The sequence below is a fragment of the Shimia sp. R9_2 genome, from assembly GCF_017743735.1.
Lineage (GTDB): Bacteria > Pseudomonadota > Alphaproteobacteria > Rhodobacterales > Rhodobacteraceae > Shimia.
The window spans coordinates 88,813-105,965 of sequence record NZ_JAGHRO010000005.1 but is presented as its reverse complement, the minus strand read 5'-3'; the positions used below and the strand labels follow the sequence as shown (position 1 = coordinate 105,965).

General features: G+C 60.5%; 26 protein-coding genes. 20 read left to right on the top strand and 6 right to left on the bottom strand.

Annotation, left to right across the window (positions count from 1 at the left end):
* Positions 1 to 197: 197 nt before the first annotated feature.
* Positions 198 to 1,076: a LysR substrate-binding domain-containing protein gene (locus J7400_RS13625; protein WP_209064155.1), complete on the bottom strand. Its 879-nt coding sequence runs from the start codon at positions 1,074 to 1,076 to the stop codon at positions 198 to 200.
* A 108-nt stretch (positions 1,077 to 1,184) separates the two neighbouring features.
* Here J7400_RS13625 and J7400_RS13620 point away from each other — a divergent pair, with 108 nt between their 5' ends.
* The gene (locus tag J7400_RS13620; protein WP_209064153.1) at positions 1,185 to 1,415 is read left to right on the top strand and encodes a hypothetical protein; all 231 of its coding nucleotides are present in this window, start codon (positions 1,185 to 1,187) and stop codon (positions 1,413 to 1,415) included.
* A 51-nt stretch (positions 1,416 to 1,466) separates the two neighbouring features.
* Entirely contained in the window at positions 1,467 to 1,814 is a 348-nt protein-coding gene (locus J7400_RS13615; protein ID WP_209064151.1) for a metalloregulator ArsR/SmtB family transcription factor, read from the top strand.
* Here the strand turns inward: J7400_RS13615 and J7400_RS13610 are convergent.
* Together J7400_RS13610 and J7400_RS13605 are read right to left on the bottom strand one after the other, a co-directional pair.
* Positions 1,811 to 2,710, bottom strand: coding sequence for a DMT family transporter (locus J7400_RS13610; RefSeq protein WP_209064510.1), 900 nt, complete (start codon positions 2,708 to 2,710; stop codon positions 1,811 to 1,813). The two genes, J7400_RS13615 and J7400_RS13610, sit on opposite strands and share 4 nt — an antisense overlap.
* 14 nt (positions 2,711 to 2,724) lie before the next feature.
* Positions 2,725 to 3,609, bottom strand: a complete 885-nt coding sequence (locus tag J7400_RS13605; protein WP_209064148.1) for a LysR family transcriptional regulator — start codon at positions 3,607 to 3,609, stop codon at positions 2,725 to 2,727.
* A gap of 128 nt (positions 3,610 to 3,737) precedes the next feature.
* Between J7400_RS13605 and J7400_RS13600 the strand changes: the two genes are divergently transcribed.
* Complete coding sequence (locus J7400_RS13600) at positions 3,738 to 4,283, top strand: NAD(P)H-dependent oxidoreductase (RefSeq protein WP_209064146.1); 546 nt, start codon at positions 3,738 to 3,740, stop codon at positions 4,281 to 4,283.
* A 64-nt stretch (positions 4,284 to 4,347) separates the two neighbouring features.
* Here J7400_RS13600 and J7400_RS13595 read toward each other — a convergent pair whose 3' ends face one another.
* Positions 4,348 to 4,884, bottom strand: coding sequence for a prolyl-tRNA synthetase associated domain-containing protein (locus tag J7400_RS13595; RefSeq protein ID WP_209064144.1), 537 nt, complete (start codon positions 4,882 to 4,884; stop codon positions 4,348 to 4,350).
* Between the two features lie 274 nt (positions 4,885 to 5,158).
* Here J7400_RS13595 and ffh point away from each other — a divergent pair, with 274 nt between their 5' ends.
* The 11 genes from ffh (at position 5,159) to J7400_RS13540 (ending at position 12,075) form a co-directional block, all read left to right on the top strand.
* Positions 5,159 to 6,685: a signal recognition particle protein gene (gene ffh, locus J7400_RS13590; protein ID WP_209064142.1), complete on the top strand. Its 1,527-nt coding sequence runs from the start codon at positions 5,159 to 5,161 to the stop codon at positions 6,683 to 6,685.
* A 24-nt stretch (positions 6,686 to 6,709) separates the two neighbouring features.
* Positions 6,710 to 7,057, top strand: coding sequence for a hypothetical protein (locus J7400_RS13585; RefSeq protein ID WP_209064140.1), 348 nt, complete (start codon positions 6,710 to 6,712; stop codon positions 7,055 to 7,057).
* Between the two features lie 5 nt (positions 7,058 to 7,062).
* The gene (locus tag J7400_RS13580) at positions 7,063 to 7,602 is read left to right on the top strand and encodes a GNAT family N-acetyltransferase (RefSeq protein ID WP_209064138.1); all 540 of its coding nucleotides are present in this window, start codon (positions 7,063 to 7,065) and stop codon (positions 7,600 to 7,602) included.
* Positions 7,599 to 8,120, top strand: coding sequence for a GNAT family N-acetyltransferase (locus tag J7400_RS13575; protein ID WP_209064136.1), 522 nt, complete (start codon positions 7,599 to 7,601; stop codon positions 8,118 to 8,120). Before J7400_RS13580 ends, J7400_RS13575 begins: the two co-directional genes overlap by 4 nt.
* On the top strand, positions 8,120 to 8,725 hold the full coding sequence (locus J7400_RS13570) for a GNAT family N-acetyltransferase (protein ID WP_209064134.1): 606 nt from the start codon (positions 8,120 to 8,122) through the stop codon (positions 8,723 to 8,725). The genes J7400_RS13575 and J7400_RS13570 overlap by 1 nt, the downstream gene beginning before the upstream one ends.
* The gene (locus tag J7400_RS13565) at positions 8,718 to 9,026 is read left to right on the top strand and encodes a chorismate mutase (protein WP_209064132.1); all 309 of its coding nucleotides are present in this window, start codon (positions 8,718 to 8,720) and stop codon (positions 9,024 to 9,026) included. Before J7400_RS13570 ends, J7400_RS13565 begins: the two co-directional genes overlap by 8 nt.
* 104 nt (positions 9,027 to 9,130) lie before the next feature.
* Positions 9,131 to 9,487 (top strand): 30S ribosomal protein S16, encoded by a 357-nt coding sequence (rpsP, locus tag J7400_RS13560; protein WP_209064130.1) that lies wholly within the window; start codon positions 9,131 to 9,133, stop codon positions 9,485 to 9,487.
* 17 nt (positions 9,488 to 9,504) lie between these two features.
* A complete protein-coding gene (gene bluB / locus J7400_RS13555; RefSeq protein ID WP_209064128.1) occupies positions 9,505 to 10,134 on the top strand; it encodes a 5,6-dimethylbenzimidazole synthase in 630 nt (209 codons plus the stop codon).
* Between the two features lie 180 nt (positions 10,135 to 10,314).
* Positions 10,315 to 10,833, top strand: a complete 519-nt coding sequence (gene rimM, locus J7400_RS13550) for a ribosome maturation factor RimM (RefSeq protein ID WP_209064126.1) — start codon at positions 10,315 to 10,317, stop codon at positions 10,831 to 10,833.
* Entirely contained in the window at positions 10,833 to 11,645 is an 813-nt protein-coding gene (gene trmD / locus J7400_RS13545; protein ID WP_209064124.1) for a tRNA (guanosine(37)-N1)-methyltransferase TrmD, read from the top strand. The genes rimM and trmD overlap by 1 nt, the downstream gene beginning before the upstream one ends.
* Positions 11,646 to 11,742: 97 nt before the next feature.
* Positions 11,743 to 12,075, top strand: a complete 333-nt coding sequence (locus J7400_RS13540) for a YegP family protein (RefSeq protein ID WP_209064122.1) — start codon at positions 11,743 to 11,745, stop codon at positions 12,073 to 12,075.
* Positions 12,076 to 12,153: 78 nt separating this feature from the next.
* Here the strand turns inward: J7400_RS13540 and J7400_RS13535 are convergent, their stop codons facing one another.
* Complete coding sequence (locus J7400_RS13535) at positions 12,154 to 13,248, bottom strand: peptidoglycan-binding protein (RefSeq protein ID WP_209064119.1); 1,095 nt, start codon at positions 13,246 to 13,248, stop codon at positions 12,154 to 12,156.
* Between the two features lie 115 nt (positions 13,249 to 13,363).
* Complete coding sequence (locus J7400_RS13530) at positions 13,364 to 14,182, bottom strand: GH25 family lysozyme (protein WP_209064117.1); 819 nt, start codon at positions 14,180 to 14,182, stop codon at positions 13,364 to 13,366.
* 46 nt (positions 14,183 to 14,228) lie between these two features.
* On the opposite strand from J7400_RS13530, the gene J7400_RS13525 reads away from it, so the two are divergent.
* The 6 genes from J7400_RS13525 (at position 14,229) to queE (ending at position 17,143) form a co-directional block, all read left to right on the top strand.
* Positions 14,229 to 14,369 carry a hypothetical protein gene (locus J7400_RS13525; RefSeq protein ID WP_209064115.1) on the top strand — a complete coding sequence of 47 codons (141 nt, stop codon included), beginning with the start codon at positions 14,229 to 14,231 and terminating at the stop codon, positions 14,367 to 14,369.
* 226 nt (positions 14,370 to 14,595) lie between these two features.
* A complete protein-coding gene (rplS, locus tag J7400_RS13520) occupies positions 14,596 to 14,970 on the top strand; it encodes a 50S ribosomal protein L19 (RefSeq protein WP_209064113.1) in 375 nt (124 codons plus the stop codon).
* A gap of 11 nt (positions 14,971 to 14,981) precedes the next feature.
* A complete protein-coding gene (gene rpmE / locus J7400_RS13515; RefSeq protein WP_058239645.1) occupies positions 14,982 to 15,203 on the top strand; it encodes a 50S ribosomal protein L31 in 222 nt (73 codons plus the stop codon).
* 178 nt (positions 15,204 to 15,381) lie between these two features.
* Positions 15,382 to 16,086: a 7-cyano-7-deazaguanine synthase QueC gene (queC, locus tag J7400_RS13510; RefSeq protein ID WP_209064110.1), complete on the top strand. Its 705-nt coding sequence runs from the start codon at positions 15,382 to 15,384 to the stop codon at positions 16,084 to 16,086.
* Positions 16,086 to 16,439: a 6-carboxytetrahydropterin synthase QueD gene (gene queD / locus J7400_RS13505; RefSeq protein ID WP_209064108.1), complete on the top strand. Its 354-nt coding sequence runs from the start codon at positions 16,086 to 16,088 to the stop codon at positions 16,437 to 16,439. Before queC ends, queD begins: the two co-directional genes overlap by 1 nt.
* Positions 16,436 to 17,143 carry a 7-carboxy-7-deazaguanine synthase QueE gene (queE, locus tag J7400_RS13500; RefSeq protein WP_209064106.1) on the top strand — a complete coding sequence of 236 codons (708 nt, stop codon included), beginning with the start codon at positions 16,436 to 16,438 and terminating at the stop codon, positions 17,141 to 17,143. Before queD ends, queE begins: the two co-directional genes overlap by 4 nt.
* Positions 17,144 to 17,153 lie beyond the last annotated feature (10 nt).

Sequence of the window (17,153 nt, the reverse complement as noted above, 5' to 3'; positions counted from 1 at the left end):
TGCTACGGTGGCCAGCGCTGTGAGTCAACAGACTTGGCGCCGCCCTTCACACCCGCGCAAATTATTGTTTTTAAACGATATTGCCATTAACGCCAGGAGACCTCACCGCCAACAGACGGCGCGTCCAGCGCGTATTTGAGCCAAATTCTATATTCAACCTTTTGGTTGATTTTGCCCATCGCCCCGCCTCAGCCGGACTAAGAAGATCGAAACGGCGCCGTGACTTCCAGCAACCAATCCCGAAATAGCCGCACCGAAGAGCGCCGCACACCGCGACTGTCATGCACGAGGAAAAAAGCCCCGTCGCGCAACCCGACATCAAAACAGCGCACAAGCCGGCCGGTCGCCACATCATCCGCCACCACTTCCGCCGAACACAAAAGCACCCCAAGTCCCTTTAGGGCCGATTCATAGGCAAGGGCCGAGCGCAGCCGCCAGCTTGTCTCCGGCACCCCCTCCGGCGACACTCCAGCAGCTTCAAACCAACGCCGCCACAGATCCGTATTGCGATCTCGGTAGCGCACCATGTGCAACAGATCCTCGGGCAACTTCCCGGCAATCAGGTCCGGCGCGGCATATGGATAGAGCGGCGCATCAGACAACAGCTCGCAAGGTTCAGCCAAAGCGCCACTGTGGGCAAACCGCACCGCCAGATCCGCCTCATGCCGCTCCACATCCGCAAGATGGTGTGAGGTCTCAAGCCGCAGATCGATCTCCGGATGGCGCGCATAGAACTCTGCCAGCCGTGGAATGATGAACCGTTCTGCAAACAGCGGCTCGCTGTTCACCCGCACTTGGCCCGCAGGCACCTCCGCCAATTCCTCGGTTGCCTCTGCAATCATATCCAGCGCGGGCACAATCCGCTCCAGATAGCTGCGCCCCTCCAGCGTCAGCGTCACCCCGCGCGGCAAATCCCGGAACAGCTTCGCGCCCAGCCGCGCCTCCAGCCCGCGCACATGACGGCTCACCGCCGAATGTGCCACATTCAACTCTTCCGCCGCCTTGCTGAAGCTCTCATGCCGCCCCGCCGCCTCAAAGGCGCGTAGTGCGTTTAACGGTGGTAGGTTTCTGGACATGGCTGAATTTGTGCCTTTTTGGCACACAACCTGTCAAGAAACCCTGTTTGAGCCGGTGTCACGTCTCTGAAATTGTCAGAAACACAGTCATTATCCGGGAAATCCTCCATGCCCAGAGCCAAAACTGCGCCACGCCGCGCAACGATACCTCATGCCCAAAAGGGTTGGCCGTCCCCGCGCCATATGCTGCGCTGGCTCTTCCGCCACCTCACGGATGCACGCCAATTTTACCCGCCGCTCTCCGATCATCTGGCGCGGGACATCGGCCTGACAGCCACAGACCTTGAACCTCGCAGATCACAGCTGCCCTCGCAGCACACACACCATCCTTATGGCTGAGCGCCCGGCAAGTCCCTTTCACAATGGGCGTTGCATCGTTACATAAGCCTCATGGCGTCATCTTTAGATACAGTCTTCTCCGCGCTTGCCGACCCAACCCGCCGCGCGATCCTCACCATGCTTCTGGAAGATGACATGGCGGTCACCGATGTGGCAGAGCCTTTTGAGATGTCCCTCGCCGCGATTTCCAAGCACCTGATGATCCTGACCAAGGCAGGCCTGATCTCACAGGAAAAGCGCGGCCGTGTGAAATGGTGCAAGCTCGAGCCAGACGCCCTGCGCGCCGCCTCTGTCTGGATGCAAGGGTTCGGACAGTTTGAACCCATCCATCTGGATGCGTTTGAACGCTTCCTTGAGGTCGAGCTCACCGACACGCCTCCAGCAGGCGATACTGTCTAGGTATCCCCCTCAAGCAGCATCAACAGCGCAATGCAGGTCAAACCGATCCCAACCAGCACCAGACCGGTTGGCGCACCATTCCCAAGCGCAATCTCCCAACAGATCACCCAGCTTGGCACCAGATAGGTATAGGCCATCACCTTGGCACTTGGCAGGTTGAGCGAGGCAAACTGCACAAGGACAAAGGTCACCGCACTAGCGAAGACGGCCAGATACACGATGGCTGTCCAAACCACACGGTCCAATGCAAACCAATCTGTCGCGAGGATGTCAGACGCACCGAACACGGACAGGATCAAAAACCCCGCCACCAGCGTGCCAAAGGTGAACACCACCGGCGCTTCGCCCCGGTTCAGCTTGCGCACCATCGGCGTATAAAGTGCATGCAACATGCAGCCCCAGAAGTAGTAGATTTCCCCCTGCCCGACCTCAAACCGCCGGAACGCGGCCCAATCGGCCCGAAAAATCACCCAAAGCGCGCCCACCGCACCAATGGCCAGCGCCAACAGCATCCGCCGTGTGGTGATCTGCCCAAGCAGCCCCCAGCCAAACACCGCCGACATCACCGGCGTCAGGGTGAAAACCGCCGCTGTGCTCACCGGATGCGCTGTTTTTAACCCTTCAAACATCAGCACAAAATATCCGGCAAACAGACCGCCTAGGATCAGATAGCGCCACGGTGCGCGCCATGCCGTGCGCGGCAGCCCCTTGGTGGCCAGCGCCGCCACTCCGATCACCACCGCCGCGATCAGAAACCGCACCGCATTCAACGCCGCAGGCTCCACCGCATTGGCGCTCAAAGAGCCCAGCGAAAAGGATCCCGCCACCAGCGCGGAGAACAGCAGCATCGCCAAATGCCCCCGCAGCGGCAGGCCCAGCTTTGGTTTTGCGGCCATCTTCATCGTATCGCTCATATGCCGGCGACCCAGGCACCAGCGCGTTCTTTCAGAAACGTCAGGAAGGTCTGCACCTTGATGGTGCGATGCAAATCCACATGGGTGATGATGCGCACAGGCGCGTCCCATTCCGGCCGCGTCGGCAACACCTCAACGACCTCCTTACAATATGTGGCCGCCCATACCGGCATGAAGCCCAGCCCGGCACCGGCCTGCACCGCTTCTTCCATGGCCCGATCAGAGGTCGAGCGGAACACCACATTTTCACGCGGCACATGGGTCTTGAGCCAGCGGTCAAACGGCGCACGGCTGTCTGGATTGTCGTGCCCGACAAAGCGGTGGTTCACAAGATCGGCCTCATCCTTGGGCAGGCCGTACCGGTCGATATAGCTCCGGGACGCAAACAGCGCGTTTGGCATCTGCGCCAGCGGCTGCACCACGTTGTCTGGCTGCACGTCACCTGCCCCGGCCCGGATCGCCACATGGGCCTCACCGTACTCCAGCCGAAACACCCGATCGCCGGTCAGAAATCGCACCAGAACATCCGGATGCTCCGCCTGAAAATCTGCAAGGATTGGGGAGAGCAGCGGCGCAAACCCTGCCAGAGACGTGACCACCAGTTCCCCGGCCACATCTGCGCCGCGCCCCTTGATGCGGCCTTCCAGCTGGCCAAACTGATCATCCGTGGCCTGCGCCACCCGCATCAGATCTTCGCCCGCTTCCGTCGCCGTATAGCCGCGCGCATGGCGCTGAAACAGCTTCACGCCCAACTGCCCTTCCAGCGCGTCAATATGTCGAATGACCGTGGCATGATGGACCCCAAGCGCTTCCGCTGCGCCGCTCACCGTGCCCAATCGCGCCACCTGAAAGGCTGTGCGCACCTCGTCCCAATTCTTCATGACATCCTCTCCGCAACCGCGCTGACTGTGCATATTCAAACACAATATGCGCAATATCTGCAATTGCGCGCAAAGACGCAATGCTCAATTCTAGGACACAACGCAGCCACCTCTCAAAGGAACACCCCATGTCCAACACCGTCTTGCACATCGACAGCTCCGCCCGTTTCGCCGACTCCGCCTCCCGTCAGGCCTCCGCCAAACTGGTCGCTGATCAGAATGCCGATAAAGTCATCCGCCGCGATCTGGCCCAAACAGATCTGCCCTTCTTGGATGAAGCCTTCACTCAGGCCACCTTCACCCCGCCAGAGGCGCGCACCGAGGCACAAAACGCCGCGCTCGCCACATCTGACGGGCTGGTAGCCGAGCTTCAGGAAGCCGACACGCTGGTGATCGGCGTTGCGATCTACAACTTCTCGATCCCCGCCAAACTCAAAGCCTGGATTGACCAGATCGCCCGCGCCGGTGTCACCTTTGCCTATACCGAAGAAGGCCCCAAAGGCCTGCTTGAAGGCAAAAAAGCCATCATCACCTTCGCTTCCGGCGGCACGGAGATCGGGTCCGACATCGACTTTGCCTCACACTACCTGCGCTTTGTGCTGGGGTTTGTCGGCATCGCCGATGTCACCATCCTCAACAAAAACGGCGAAGAAGTGGCGCCCAAAGCGGCCTAACCCTCTTCATTCTGCCAAAAATACTCTGGGGTGATCGCAGTTTGCTGCGAGAGGGGCAACGCCCCTACCCCAGCTCCAGCATCTCTGGCGACACATCAATACGCTCAAAAAACGCCCAGAGATCCGCAACAGACATCGCAACTGTCCGGTCATTGACCAGCGGATGCATATAGATGCGCTCCGCGCTCTGCACATCCGCATCCATAAAGAAGCGCACGCCTTTCTCTGCGCCATTGATCATCGCCAGCGGCGTCACCGCACCGGGCCGCACGCCGAGGTTTTCCAACAATCGGTCAGCGGAGCCAAACGACAGATTACCCGCGCCCAGCTGCGCCCCCAGCGCCTTAAGGTCAATCTCGCGGTCCTGCTCCAGCGTCACCAGATAGTTGCGCTTCTTCTTGTCCCGCAGATAGAGGTTCTTCACCCGAAACGCGCGTTCCCCCGCAACCTCCATCGCCGCCTCAACCGATTTGGCATCCTCAACGGTGCGCAGCGGCACATGTTCATGCAGCGCATAGTCCAGCCCCCAGGCTTCAAGCTGCGCCAACAGCGCGTCCGAACTGACAGGCAGGCTGTCCTGAAACTCTGATGATGCATCCATGACCGTCTCCCTGATCCCTGCCACCTTCTTTCCAGCAGACATGCAGCAGCTGAAAGGCAAGCGAAAGCCCAAATCCGGCAACTCCTGTTGACTCAACGCCCTCACAGGCGTAAACGCGCAGCAATTCCGGGAGTCCGTCAAACTTCCGGTCCCTTGGCCTATGTGCCGGGATCGCCCCCCGTCAGCGAGTTTCGCCCACGGGGGACATTGGCGTTTGGGCGGTTCGCACATATGTTCGGGCCAGATATGAAACGGTGAAAAGGAACCGGTAGCGATGTTTGAAAATCTAAGCGAACGCCTCTCGGGTGTCTTTGATCGTCTCACCAAACAGGGTGCGCTCTCTGAAGACGACGTCAAAACCGCGCTGCGCGAAGTGCGCGTGGCCCTGCTTGAGGCTGACGTTTCGCTGCCCGTCGCGCGCGACTTTGTCAAAGCGGTTCAGGAAAAAGCCACCGGCCAGGCCGTCACCAAATCTGTGACCCCGGGCCAGCAGGTTGTAAAAATCGTTCATGACGAGCTGAAAAACGTGCTCGCAGGCGGCGAAGGCGAAGACCTCGGTGCCCTGAAAGTGGACAACCCGCCTGCCCCGATCCTGATGGTGGGTCTGCAGGGCTCCGGTAAAACCACCACCACCGGTAAGCTTGCCAAACGCCTGACCGAGAAAGACGGCAAGCGCGTGCTGATGGCCTCGCTTGACATCTACCGCCCCGCCGCGATGCAACAGCTCGCCGTGCTCGGCACCCAGATCGGTGTGGACACGCTGCCGATTGTGCAGGGCGAAAGCGCTGTGCAGATCGCCAAACGTGCCAAACAGCAGGCGACGCTCGGCGGCTATGACGTTTATATGCTCGACACCGCTGGCCGCTTGCAGATCGACGAGACCCTGATGAAAGAGGTCAAGGATGTGCGCGACGTGGTGAACCCGCGCGAAACCCTCCTCGTTGTCGACGGCCTCACCGGTCAGGTGGCCGTTGAGGTGGCCGAAGAATTTGACGGCAAAATCGGCATCTCCGGCGTGGTCCTGACCCGTATGGACGGTGACGGCCGTGGCGGTGCCGCCCTGTCGATGCGCGCCGTGACCGGCAAACCGATCAAATACGTCGGCCTCGGCGAGAAAATGGACGCACTCGAAACCTTCGAGCCGGACCGGATCGCAGGCCGCATTCTGGGCATGGGCGACATTGTTGCCCTTGTTGAGAAAGCCCAGGAAACCATCGAGGCTGAACAGGCCGAACGCATGATGAAGCGCTTCCAGAAGGGCCGCTTCAACATGAACGACCTGAAGATGCAGCTTGAACAGATGCAGAAGATGGGCGGCATGGAAGGCATGATGGGCATGCTTCCCGGCATGGGCAAAATGGCCAAACAGGTGCAGGACGCGGGCTTTGATGACCGCATGATCAAGCGCCAGATCGCCATGATCCAATCCATGACCAAAATGGAACGCGCCAACCCGCAGATCCTTCAAGCGTCCCGCAAAAAGCGGATCGCCGCAGGCTCCGGCATGGAGGTCTCCGACCTCAACAAGCTGCTCAAGATGCAGCGCCAGATGTCTGACATGATGAAAAAGATGGGCAAAATGGGCAAAGGTGGCATGCTCAAGCAAGCCATGAAAGGCATGATGGGCGGCAAAGGCGGCCACGACATGGCTGGCATGGACCCGTCTCAAATGGATCCCAAAGCGCTGGAAGCCGCAGCCAAAGCTATGGGCGCCAAAGGCGGCCTGCCAGGTGGCCTGCCCGGCCTTGGTGGCGGCATGGGGCTGCCCTCCGGCCTCTCCGGCTTTGGCAAGAAAAAATAACGTACACACCGAAGGACGCTGATCGTGAAAAAACTCCTCTCTATCCCCCTCTTCGCTGCGCTCGCAGCATGTGGTGACCTGATCACCGTCGATCTTGACACGTTGCCAGAAGGCCCGATCCGGGGTGACTACCGCACCGTTCTGGATGGCATCCCCGCCACCGTGACCGCCCGCGCCTATGAAGCAGAGGTGAACTTCACCGAAACCGGCAGCTCCATCGGCTATGGCAAACTCTTTGCCCTGGCAGACTCAGAACTGCGCCGCCAGACCGCCTGCCGCGAAGTGCGCCCGGTCAGCCATGACACCCAGAGGCTCCAGTCCGGTGTCTCCAGCAGCTTCATTTTCGAACTCGACGAGTGCCCACGGGTCTAAGCCACATGACCATTGCGCCCACCATATCCACTCCGCGCCTGACGCTGCGCCATCACGTGCTCGATGATTTCGAGTCGCTGGCCGCGCATTTCGCAACGGATTGGGCGCAATATATGGGAGGGCCGATCACCGCAGACGAACTCTGGCGTTGGCTCGGAGCTGAGATCACCAGCTGGCAATGGCTTGGCTATGGCAGCTGGGCGGTGGAGCTGACAGAAACCGGCGCTCTCATCGGACAGGTCGGCATCAACAAACCGCCACGCTTTCCCGAAGTCGAAATCGGCTGGTGTTTCTTCCCGGAAGCCCAAGGCAAAGGATATGCGTTTGAAGCGGCAACAGCCGCACGCAACTGGGCCTTTGGCACCAAAGGGCTTTCCACCTTGGTGAGCTACATCAGCGCCGAAAACGCAGCCTCCATCCGCCTTGCGGAACGCCTAGGCGCGATGCGCGACGACAACGCAGCCCGACCAGACGGCGACCCGGATGATTTGGTCTATCGTCACGTCCCACAAGACAATGACGGAAGTCCGGAGGCCTACGCATGAGCCTCACGCTGAACATCCCCGAGATCGAAACCGAGCGACTGCGCCTGCGCGCGCCGCAGCTTTCCGATCTGGAGCCCATGGTCGCCTTCTATGCCTCTGACCGCAGCGCCTTTGTCGGTGGCCCCCGCGACGAAGCGGCCACCTTCACATCCCTGACAAGCCGTCTGGGACATTGGGTTGTACGCGGCTACGGCCTCTGGCACTTTGAAGACAAGACCTCCGGCACTTTCCTTGGATGGACCGGCATCATCAACGCTCCGGGCTGGCATGAACCAGAACTGGGCTGGAGTGTTCTGGCAGAAGGCGAAGGCAAGGGGTATGCGTCTGAGGCGGCAATTGCCGCGCGCTCCTACGCAGCCGAGCACTTTGGCCTTTCGCACCTTATGAGCTACCTGGCCCCGGCCAACAGCCGTTCTGTTGCCATGGCCAAACGCCTTGGTGCGACTTTCGAACACGAGCATGAACTCCTTGGCAAATTCTGCCACGTCTACCGCCACCCCAAAGTGGAGGCGCTCTGATGTCCGTGCCAACCATCCCAGTTCTGGAAACCAAACGCCTCGTACTGCGCGGTCCGGAGCCTGAGGACTATCCGAACTTCAAGGCCACCTTTGCCTCCTACCGCTCCCGCTTCATGGGCGGGCCGCTCAATGCCTATGAGACATGGATGCTCTATGCGGCGGAAATCGGTCACTGGAACATCCGCGGCTACGGCATGTGGATGATCCACGACAAAGCCACCGACGAGACCCTTGGCATGGCGGGCGGTTGGTTCCCTGCCAAATGGCCGGAGCGCGAGATCGCCTGGATCATCTGGCCGGACAAGGCTGGCAAAGGCTACGCGCTTGAGGCCACCCATGCGGTGCGCCGCCACTTCTATGAACAGCTGGGCTGGGACGGCGCGGTCAGCTACATCGACCCCAAGAATCTCGACAGCATCCGGCTGGCGGAGCGCCTGGGAGCGGTGAAGGACAAAACCGCCGCCTCCGTGGATGGCCACGATGTGGTCTACCGCCACCCCAGCCCTGATGCACTGCGCTCCTCTCAGATTGCCGATGCGATCGAGATGGAAATCAGCCACTACGCCGATCCGATGTTCAAACCGAAAGGCCACGCCCTTGACTGACCAAGCGACCGACGCGGCCCTGCGCGCCGCCGAGGTGCTCAAAGAGCACCGTGAAAGCATCGACCGCCTCGATGCGATCCTCGTCTACACACTGGGCGAGCGGTTCAAACACACGCAGGCGGTGGGCAAACTGAAAGCCACCCACGACCTTCCCCCGTCCGATCCCGCGCGCGAAGCCACGCAGATCGCACGTCTCGAAGATCTTGCGAAACGGGCCAATCTGGATCCCGAATTCGCCAAGAATTTCCTGAATTTCATCATCGCTGAGGTCATTCAGCACCACAAGAAACATCAGGAATAACAAACCGTTGGGCAGAGACTGACCTGTCCTTCGACCCAACCCGCACCAAAACGGTGCACCCAAATATGCACGCAAGTGCAAACGCCATTATAGGAGATACACCCATGGCTATGAAAATTCGTCTCGCCCGCGGCGGTTCCAAAAAGCGCCCTTTCTACCGCGTTGTTGCAGCGGACAGCCGCATGCCACGTGACGGCCGCTTCATCGAGAAGCTCGGCACCTACAACCCGCTGCTGCCAAAAGACAGCGAAGAGCGCGTAAAGCTGGACATGGAGCGCGTTCAGTACTGGCTGGACCAGGGCGCACAGCCTTCTGACCGTGTGGCACGCTTCCTCGAAGCAGCAGGCACTCTGGCGAAGAAAGAGCGCAACAACCCTAAGAAAGCGGAACCAGGCCAGAAAGCCAAAGACCGCGCAGAAGAGAAAGCTGCAAAAGCAGCTGAAGCAGCCGCAGAAGAGTAAGACGGACCGGCCCCGGAATGACCGAATTTACCTCAGATTTCCGGGACGATCTGACACGGCTCATGCAGTGGCGGCGCGATGTGCGCCGCTTCCGCACCGATCCGGTGGACGAGGCGCTGCTTCAGGCGTGCCTCGACACCTTTCTCCTCGCGCCCTCCGTGGGCCTTTCGGAGCCTTGGCGTGTGCTGCGCATTGAAAGCGATGAAGCCCGCACCGCCGCCCTCAAGAATTTCGAAGCTGCCAATGCCACCGCTCTGGCGGGTTATGACGGCGACCGCGCCGCGCTCTATGCTGGGCTGAAGCTTTCGGGCATGAAAGACGCCCCCGTGCAGCTTGCCATCTATTGTGACGATGCCACCGCCAAAGGCGCGGGTCTTGGCGCCGCCACAATGCCTGAAATGCGCCGCTACTCCGTGGTGGGGGCCATCACGCAATTCTGGCTCACCGCCCGCACCTACGGGCTTGGCGTCGGCTGGGTCTCTATCCTTGATCCCGAGCAGCTCAACCACGACCTCAACGCACCGGCAGACTGGTCGCTGGTCGCCTATCTCTGCGTCGGCTGGCCCGAAGAGCTGTCTGACACCCCCGAGCTTGCCAAAGCCGGCTGGGAAGACCGCGACGCATCGCTCTCGATTCAATCGTGCTAAACGCTCCAAAGACAGCCCGCGCCACGGGCCTTCCTCTTGCCAAAAATATCCCGGGTGAAGTCACAACTCTGTTGTGACGAGGGCAGAGCCCTCCCAGCGCGCCACCACAAACACCTCCCTCCCTTGCGTCCCGCGCCACAATCATGGAAAACAAGCGCCAAGCAAAACAAAGGCCCCGCCATGAGCGACACCCCTTCTGATCTCATCTGCGTTGGCGCCATTGGCGGCGCTTACGGCGTCCGCGGCGAAGTCCGCCTCAAAAGCTTCACCGCCGAAGCAGACGCCATCGCCGATTATGCCCCGCTTCTGACCGAAGACGGTGCCTTCGAATTCACCGTCACCATCACCCGCGCCATCAAAAACGGCCTTGCGGCGCGGCTTTCGGGCATTGCCACCAAGGAACAGGCCGATGCGCTCAAAGGCGTGAAACTCTTTGTTCCGCGCGACCGGCTGCCGGAAACCGATGATGATGAATATTACTACACCGATCTGGTCGGGCTTGAGGTGCGCGACACCGGCGGCGCAGCACTTGGCACGGTGAAAACCGTGGTCAACCACGGCTCAACCGACCTGCTGGAAGTGCTCCGCCCAGGCAGCGCGGAAACCGTGCTCCTGCCCTTCACCTTGGCGGCGGTCCCCACCGTCGACATCGCTTCCGGCCGCATCATTGCCGACCCGCCCGAGGGGCTGTTTGACTGATGAGCGACACCACCAAAAAGCCGAAATCCCACGGCCGCCTGTCGATCTCCGCCTCGCTCAAACCGCGCGAGCTGATCACCCACAATCCCCGTCTCGCCGGGGTCTGGACCGCGCGTATCATCACGCTCTTTCCCGATGCCTTTCCCGGCGTTCTGGGCGAAAGCCTGACCGGTAAAGCGCTCAAAGATGGCAAATGGCAGCTGGAAACCACCAATCTGCGCGATTTTGGCCTGACCAAACACCGTAATGTGGATGACACCCCCGCAGGCGGCGGCGCGGGCATGGTGCTGCGCCCCGATGTGCTCGGCAACGCGATCGAGCACACCATGCGCGGTGCGCGTGGCAACTGGCCGCTGGTCTATCTCTCTCCGCGCGGCCGTCGTTTTGATCAACGCATGGCGCGCGCATGGTCTGAGGCCGATGGCGTCACCATGCTCTGCGGCCGGTTTGAAGGCGTGGATCAGCGGGTTCTGGATCACTACAACATCATGGAAGTCAGCCTTGGCGATTTTGTTCTGACCGGCGGTGAGATCGCCGCGCAGGCGATGATCGACGCCACCGTGCGCCTTCTGCCCTCCGTGCTGGGCAACGCCGACAGCATTGAGGAAGAAAGCCACTCCAACGGCCTTCTGGAGCACCCGCAATACACCCGCCCGGCGGAGTGGTTGGGCCGCCCGATCCCGGATGTGCTGATGTCCGGCCACCACGGCAACATCGAAAAGTGGCGCCGCGACATGGCAGAACAGATCACTCAGGAGCGGCGCCCGGACATGTGGTCTTCCTATGAGGCGCAAAAGAAAAAAGGTCAGTAAACCTGCGCATCGCCCGCGTAAGGGCACCAAGTCCTTGCGCACCGACGCGCGCCATGTTTTCCTCCCGGCATAGAAATTTCATATAGGGATCATGCACATGGCCGCCAAATTTGAGCTTTACACCGACAAAGCCGGAGAATTTCGCTTCCGCCTGAAAGCTGGCAACGGCGAAAACATCCTCGCTTCTGAAGGCTACAAACAGAAAGCCAGCGCCGAAAACGGCATCGAAAGCGTGAAGAAAAATGCGTCCGACGATGACCGCTACGAGCGCAAAGAAACCAGCGCCGGCAAGCATATGTTCAACCTCAAAGCCAGCAACGGCCAGGTCATCGGCACCTCTCAAAGCTACACCAGCGCCTCAGGCCGCGACAACGGCATCGAGAGCGTTAAGAAAAACGCCCCCGACGCCGCGGTTGTTGAAGTCGAGTAAGACCCCAACAAACAATCAAAAATGCGGTCTGCGCATCCCACAACACAGACCGCACCCTCCCTGGGAGAGTTCAGGGAGCTACGCGCTTGGGGTCATCTTGGCCAGCTCCCCAGCAATGGCCTTGATGACTTTCGCGCGCAGTGGACCAAGACGACACTCCGCCTGAATGCCGGTGTCTTGGCAAAACCACACAACCGCCCGCATGGTGCGTGTGTTAAAAATCCCGGTGGTCGGCCCCACCCGATAGCCCCGTGTCCGCAGCTCTTCCTGCAAAACATGCACAAAGGCGTTTTTGTCGAGCCGCGACACCACATAGAGCGCCCGCTCATAGTCCGCATCAGATGCCTCTGAAACGATCTGCTGCGCCAAGGGTCGGAAGGCGCGCGCATCATGGGTGTCATAAGCCAGCAACAAGCCTTCCTCTGCCCGCGCACGTCCACGCAGGGCCGCATGTGCCACCAGCTCCGCCCGCAGCGCCAAAGTCTGCGCATCATCCTGTCCGCGCCATAGGCGCAACAACGCTTCGGCGGCCTTTCCTCCGGCCTTGCCGCTATCCTGTCGCGCAACATCCAGCATCTGAGCCGTCAACACGTCTGGGTCGACATCAAATTCCGCCCCCTGCTGCATCGCGCTCAACACAACTTTCATCGAGGCCACGTCCCCGGCTTGGGCAAAACGGGTCAACTCGGCGCGCCCAAAGGGCTTGTCAGAGGCTTCGGCAAACCTTCCCAGATAATGATACTCTGCCCGCAACGCCTGCGCCTTCTCAATGCCGGCCTCTGAGGCCACATTCAGCTGCGTCAGGGCCTCCGCGGTCTGGCCTTGGGACATCAAGAGCTTGGCATAGCTCGTGCGCACATTATCGCGGCCCGCCTCTATCGCGGCCTGATACCACAGCGCCGCCGCATCCGGATCAACCGACGTGCCAATCCCTTTCAGGTGATAGTAGGCCAACCGCGCCTGTGCCCGCGCATTGCCGTCTTTGGCAAGCGCCTGCATCTCCTGAAACGCCGCAGCGGTGTCTTGTGGCATCTCGATGCCAAACCGCAGCGCCTCCGCTTTGGCGTAACGCTCCTTCTCGGTGAGGGCCTGCATCGCAAACACCGATGTGTCGGCCAAAGGGGTCGCGGTCAGTGCTGCAAAAGAGAGTGCAAACAGTTGTCGTCGGGTCATCGTTGCCTCCTGAGAGTTGGGATACCCACAGGAAACAGCAGAACCGCCATTGCCGGGCACGCGCAAAAGGATAGTGCTCCCCGCTTTGGTGCAGCCTTCCATCCGGATGCCGTGTTCAAAGGCCCCGCCAGCGCACCCAGGCTTCTGGACTGCCCCGAAACACGTTCAAGTCCACTTCGCCCGCGATCCCCGGCACCAGCCCCGTACCGCTATATTGCCAGAACACCCAGCGCGCGCCAGGATAGGTCTTTTGCGGATGATCCGCGACCGAGCGCAGCCAGAACTCCGTTCCATCCAGCCTGCCAATCCCGGTATCGCGGTAGAAATCCACCGTGGTGTAGACAATCGGCCGCCGCCCATAATGCGCCTCAAGCATTGCAAGGAACTTGCGCGCTTCACGCCTCACGGCCCGCCCATCCGGGCGCAGACGGCAGGTCTTGGAATGCGGCGTCCATTCCATATCCAGCACATGCGGCAACGGCGCGCCGCGCGGCACATTGCGGATGAACCAGCGCGCCTGACTTTCCGCTGAGCGACAGAAATAATAGTAGTGATAGGCGCCCCAGGGCACGCCTGCGGCCTGCGCGCCCCTGCGATGGGTATCAAACATGGGGTCTGCCAGATCACCGCCCTCTGTGGCTTTGATAAAGGCAAAGCTCACCCCTGCCCGACGCGCCGCGCGCCAATCCACGGTTTGCTGCCAGCGCGACACATCAATGCCATGTACCGGATGGCGCTCAGGCGGGCGACGGTCCCACTCCACCGGATCGGCATCTCCAAAGGTGGGATAGGTCCTCAGCCGCGCCACCTCTGCGGCGACCCGCGCGGCCTCGGCGGCAGCGGCGTCATTGATGGGTGCCGGGGTCTCATAGGCCGCAGGTGCGCAGCCCAGCAAAACCCCTGCCAAAATCAGCACACTCACCCAACGCATCATCTAAAACCGCCCACGCCTCAACGCCTTTTGTGTAAGCAGTTAAGCGTTGCGCACAGGCTCCGCACAAGGCACAAGCGGCGCGTGGCACGCAACCGGCAGCTCTTCGCCAGATACGCCGCGCAGCTGCGCCATTGCGCGTGATGTGGATGCGCAATCCACCCTTGCGCCAAAGCCCGATTTCCCCTAAGAACCGCCCGTCCACGGCTCTTACCCGAGTCGTTTGGGCGTGCTGTGCATTGTGCAACCCTCTGCTTTCTTCGGCTTAGGCTACAGGCGCGGCGCAAAAGACAAGAAAAGACGACCTGACCCTCTGGCGGGCGCTGTGCAAGTGGCGGACCCGGAAGAAGACCAAGAGTTCTGAGGTGCATCAAACCTTTGTGGATATAACCACAAGCATTATAGGAGATGATCCAATGGATCTGATCGCACAGCTCGAAGCGGAGCAGATTGCTGCGCTGGGGAAAGAGATCCCCGATTTCAAAGCCGGTGACACCATCCGTGTTGGCTTTAAAGTGACCGAAGGTTCGCGCACCCGTGTGCAGAACTACGAAGGCGTCTGCATCAGCCGCAAAAACGGCTCCGGCATCGCTGGCTCGTTCACCGTTCGCAAGATTTCCTTTGGCGAAGGCGTGGAACGTGTGTTCCCACTGTACTCCACCAACATCGACAGCATCACCGTTGTGCGTCGTGGTCGTGTACGTCGCGCCAAACTGTACTACCTGCGCGCACGTCGTGGTAAATCCGCACGTATCGCAGAAGACACCAACTACAAGCCCAAAAAAGCGTAAGGAGTGGTCTCATGAAAAAAGATACCCATCCCGATTACCACTTCATCGACGTGAAAATGACCGACGGCACCATCATCAAGATGCGTTCCACCTGGGGCAAAGAAGGCGACACCATGGCGCTGGACGTAGACCCATCCGTGCACCCGGCATGGAACGGTGGCTCCACCCGTCTTATGGATGCCGGTGGCCGCGTGTCCAAATTCAAAAAGAAATACGAAGGTCTGGGCTTCTAAGCTTAACAACCAACGTTTCAGAAAACGCCGCCTCCCTCGGGGCGGCGTTTTTTGTTGGGCAGATCTCCGCTCCCACAGAGCTGTGAAGATCGCGCTCTTGCCTTTGCCCGCACGCCGCTCTAAAAGCCGCGCGCACCGGTCGCAGCCTACCCGGTACATCAAAACAAGGGTTACAAAAATGAAAACAACTGTTGTCTGCTCCGGCGGACTGGACTCCGTGTCTTTGGCTCACATCGTGGCTGCCGAAGGCAATCTCTCCCGACTGGTCTCCTTTGATTACGGCCAACGCCACCGCAAAGAGCTCGATTCCGCTGCGGCCTGCGCAGAGCGCCTTGGGGTGCCCCATCACATCATCGACCTGCGCGCGGTTGGCGCCGCCCTCACCGGCTCCGCCCTGACCGAAGCGGATGTGGATGTGCCCGATGGGCATTATGCCGAAGAAACCATGCGCATCACCGTGGTGCCCAACCGCAACGCCATCATGCTGACCATCGCCTATGGCATCGCTGCGGCCAATGGCGACAGCCGCGTGGCCACCGCTGTCCACGGTGGGGATCACTTCATCTATCCCGATTGCCGTCCCGGCTTCACCGAGGCCTTTGACGCCATGCAACAGGCCGCGCTGGAGGGCTATGCCGACGTGCGCCTGCACACCCCGTTTGTGCACCGCAGCAAAGCCGACATCGTCACCGATGGGGCCGCCGCCAACACGCCTTTCGCGCTGACATGGTCTTGCTACAAAGGCGGCGCACAGCACTGTGGCCGCTGTGGCACCTGCGTGGAGCGGCGCGAGGCCTTTGACCTCGCAGGCGTCCCCGATCCCACCCCCTATGAGGATCCGGATTTCTGGCGCACCGCCGTGGCCGAGCGGGAGGCAAGCTGATGTTTCGCATCTCCAAGGAGTTTCACTTCTCCGCCTCCCATCAACTGGCCCATCTGCCCGACGATCACCAATGCGCGCGCCTGCATGGGCACAACTACATCGTTGTGGTAGAACTCGCCGCCGCCGAGCTGAACGCAGACGGCTTTGTGCGGGATTACCACGAGCTCAAGCCGCTCAAATCCTACATCGACGACCACTTCGATCACCGCCACCTCAACGACCTGCTCAACGTGCCCTCCACGGCGGAAAACCTCGCCAAGCATTTCTATGACTGGTGCAAGGCCCGCTGGGACGAGGTCACCATGGTGAAAGTCTCCGAAACCCCCAAAACCTGGGCCGAGTACCGCCCATGACCCTGCGTGTTGTTGAGATTTTTGGCCCCACCATTCAGGGCGAAGGCGCGCTGATTGGCGAGCCCACGGTCTTTGTACGTACCGGCGGCTGCGATTATCGCTGCAGCTGGTGTGACAGCCTGCATGCGGTCAACAGTGCCAACCGCCATGACTGGAAACCCATGAGCGCCGAGGCGGTCATGGAGGACATCAAACGCCTTTCCGGCAACCGCCCCCTCACGGTGTCCCTGTCTGGAGGTAACCCTGCCATCCATGACTTCGCCCCGCTGATCGCGCTTGGCAAATCCCAAGGCTACCGCTTTGCCTGCGAAACACAGGGTTCCATCGCCAAGCCTTGGTTTGCGGAACTGGACACGCTGGTGCTCAGCCCCAAGCCGCCCTCCAGCGGCGAAACTGTGGATTGGGACGCTTTTGAACAGTGCCTCTATGCGGCGGGCACCACAGCGGATGTGGCAATCAAGATCGTGATCTTTGATGACGAGGATTTCCTCTGGGCACAAAAGGCCCATGCCCGCTTCCCCGATCTGCCGCTCTATCTGCAGCCCGGCAACCCGATGGTTGATCCGGAGAAACCTGTGGATCTGACCGAAACCACCTCCCGGCTGGAATGGCTGATCGACAAGGTTGTCGCCGCCAGCTGGTTCGCCCCGCGCGTGCTGCCACAGCTGCACGTGCTGGTCTGGGGCAACAAACGCGGCGTGTAAAAACGTCCTT

Bases quoted from the DNA above. Each gene is read 5' to 3' on its own strand.
- J7400_RS13625 (WP_209064155.1), bottom strand. From the start codon at position 1,076: ATGTCCAGAAACCTACCACCGTTAAACGCACTACGCGCCTTTGAGGCG.
- J7400_RS13620 (WP_209064153.1), top strand. From the start codon at position 1,185: ATGCCCAGAGCCAAAACTGCGCCACGCCGCGCAACGATACCTCATGCC.
- J7400_RS13615 (WP_209064151.1), top strand. From the start codon at position 1,467: ATGGCGTCATCTTTAGATACAGTCTTCTCCGCGCTTGCCGACCCAACC.
- J7400_RS13610 (WP_209064510.1), bottom strand. From the start codon at position 2,710: ATGGCCGCAAAACCAAAGCTGGGCCTGCCGCTGCGGGGGCATTTGGCG.
- J7400_RS13605 (WP_209064148.1), bottom strand. From the start codon at position 3,609: ATGAAGAATTGGGACGAGGTGCGCACAGCCTTTCAGGTGGCGCGATTG.
- J7400_RS13600 (WP_209064146.1), top strand. From the start codon at position 3,738: ATGTCCAACACCGTCTTGCACATCGACAGCTCCGCCCGTTTCGCCGAC.
- J7400_RS13595 (WP_209064144.1), bottom strand. From the start codon at position 4,884: ATGGATGCATCATCAGAGTTTCAGGACAGCCTGCCTGTCAGTTCGGAC.
- ffh (WP_209064142.1), top strand. From the start codon at position 5,159: ATGTTTGAAAATCTAAGCGAACGCCTCTCGGGTGTCTTTGATCGTCTC.
- J7400_RS13580 (WP_209064138.1), top strand. From the start codon at position 7,063: ATGACCATTGCGCCCACCATATCCACTCCGCGCCTGACGCTGCGCCAT.
- J7400_RS13575 (WP_209064136.1), top strand. From the start codon at position 7,599: ATGAGCCTCACGCTGAACATCCCCGAGATCGAAACCGAGCGACTGCGC.
- J7400_RS13570 (WP_209064134.1), top strand. From the start codon at position 8,120: ATGTCCGTGCCAACCATCCCAGTTCTGGAAACCAAACGCCTCGTACTG.
- rpsP (WP_209064130.1), top strand. From the start codon at position 9,131: ATGGCTATGAAAATTCGTCTCGCCCGCGGCGGTTCCAAAAAGCGCCCT.
- bluB (WP_209064128.1), top strand. From the start codon at position 9,505: ATGACCGAATTTACCTCAGATTTCCGGGACGATCTGACACGGCTCATG.
- rimM (WP_209064126.1), top strand. From the start codon at position 10,315: ATGAGCGACACCCCTTCTGATCTCATCTGCGTTGGCGCCATTGGCGGC.
- trmD (WP_209064124.1), top strand. From the start codon at position 10,833: ATGAGCGACACCACCAAAAAGCCGAAATCCCACGGCCGCCTGTCGATC.
- J7400_RS13540 (WP_209064122.1), top strand. From the start codon at position 11,743: ATGGCCGCCAAATTTGAGCTTTACACCGACAAAGCCGGAGAATTTCGC.
- J7400_RS13535 (WP_209064119.1), bottom strand. From the start codon at position 13,248: ATGACCCGACGACAACTGTTTGCACTCTCTTTTGCAGCACTGACCGCG.
- J7400_RS13530 (WP_209064117.1), bottom strand. From the start codon at position 14,182: ATGATGCGTTGGGTGAGTGTGCTGATTTTGGCAGGGGTTTTGCTGGGC.
- rplS (WP_209064113.1), top strand. From the start codon at position 14,596: ATGGATCTGATCGCACAGCTCGAAGCGGAGCAGATTGCTGCGCTGGGG.
- rpmE (WP_058239645.1), top strand. From the start codon at position 14,982: ATGAAAAAAGATACCCATCCCGATTACCACTTCATCGACGTGAAAATG.
- queC (WP_209064110.1), top strand. From the start codon at position 15,382: ATGAAAACAACTGTTGTCTGCTCCGGCGGACTGGACTCCGTGTCTTTG.
- queD (WP_209064108.1), top strand. From the start codon at position 16,086: ATGTTTCGCATCTCCAAGGAGTTTCACTTCTCCGCCTCCCATCAACTG.
- queE (WP_209064106.1), top strand. From the start codon at position 16,436: ATGACCCTGCGTGTTGTTGAGATTTTTGGCCCCACCATTCAGGGCGAA.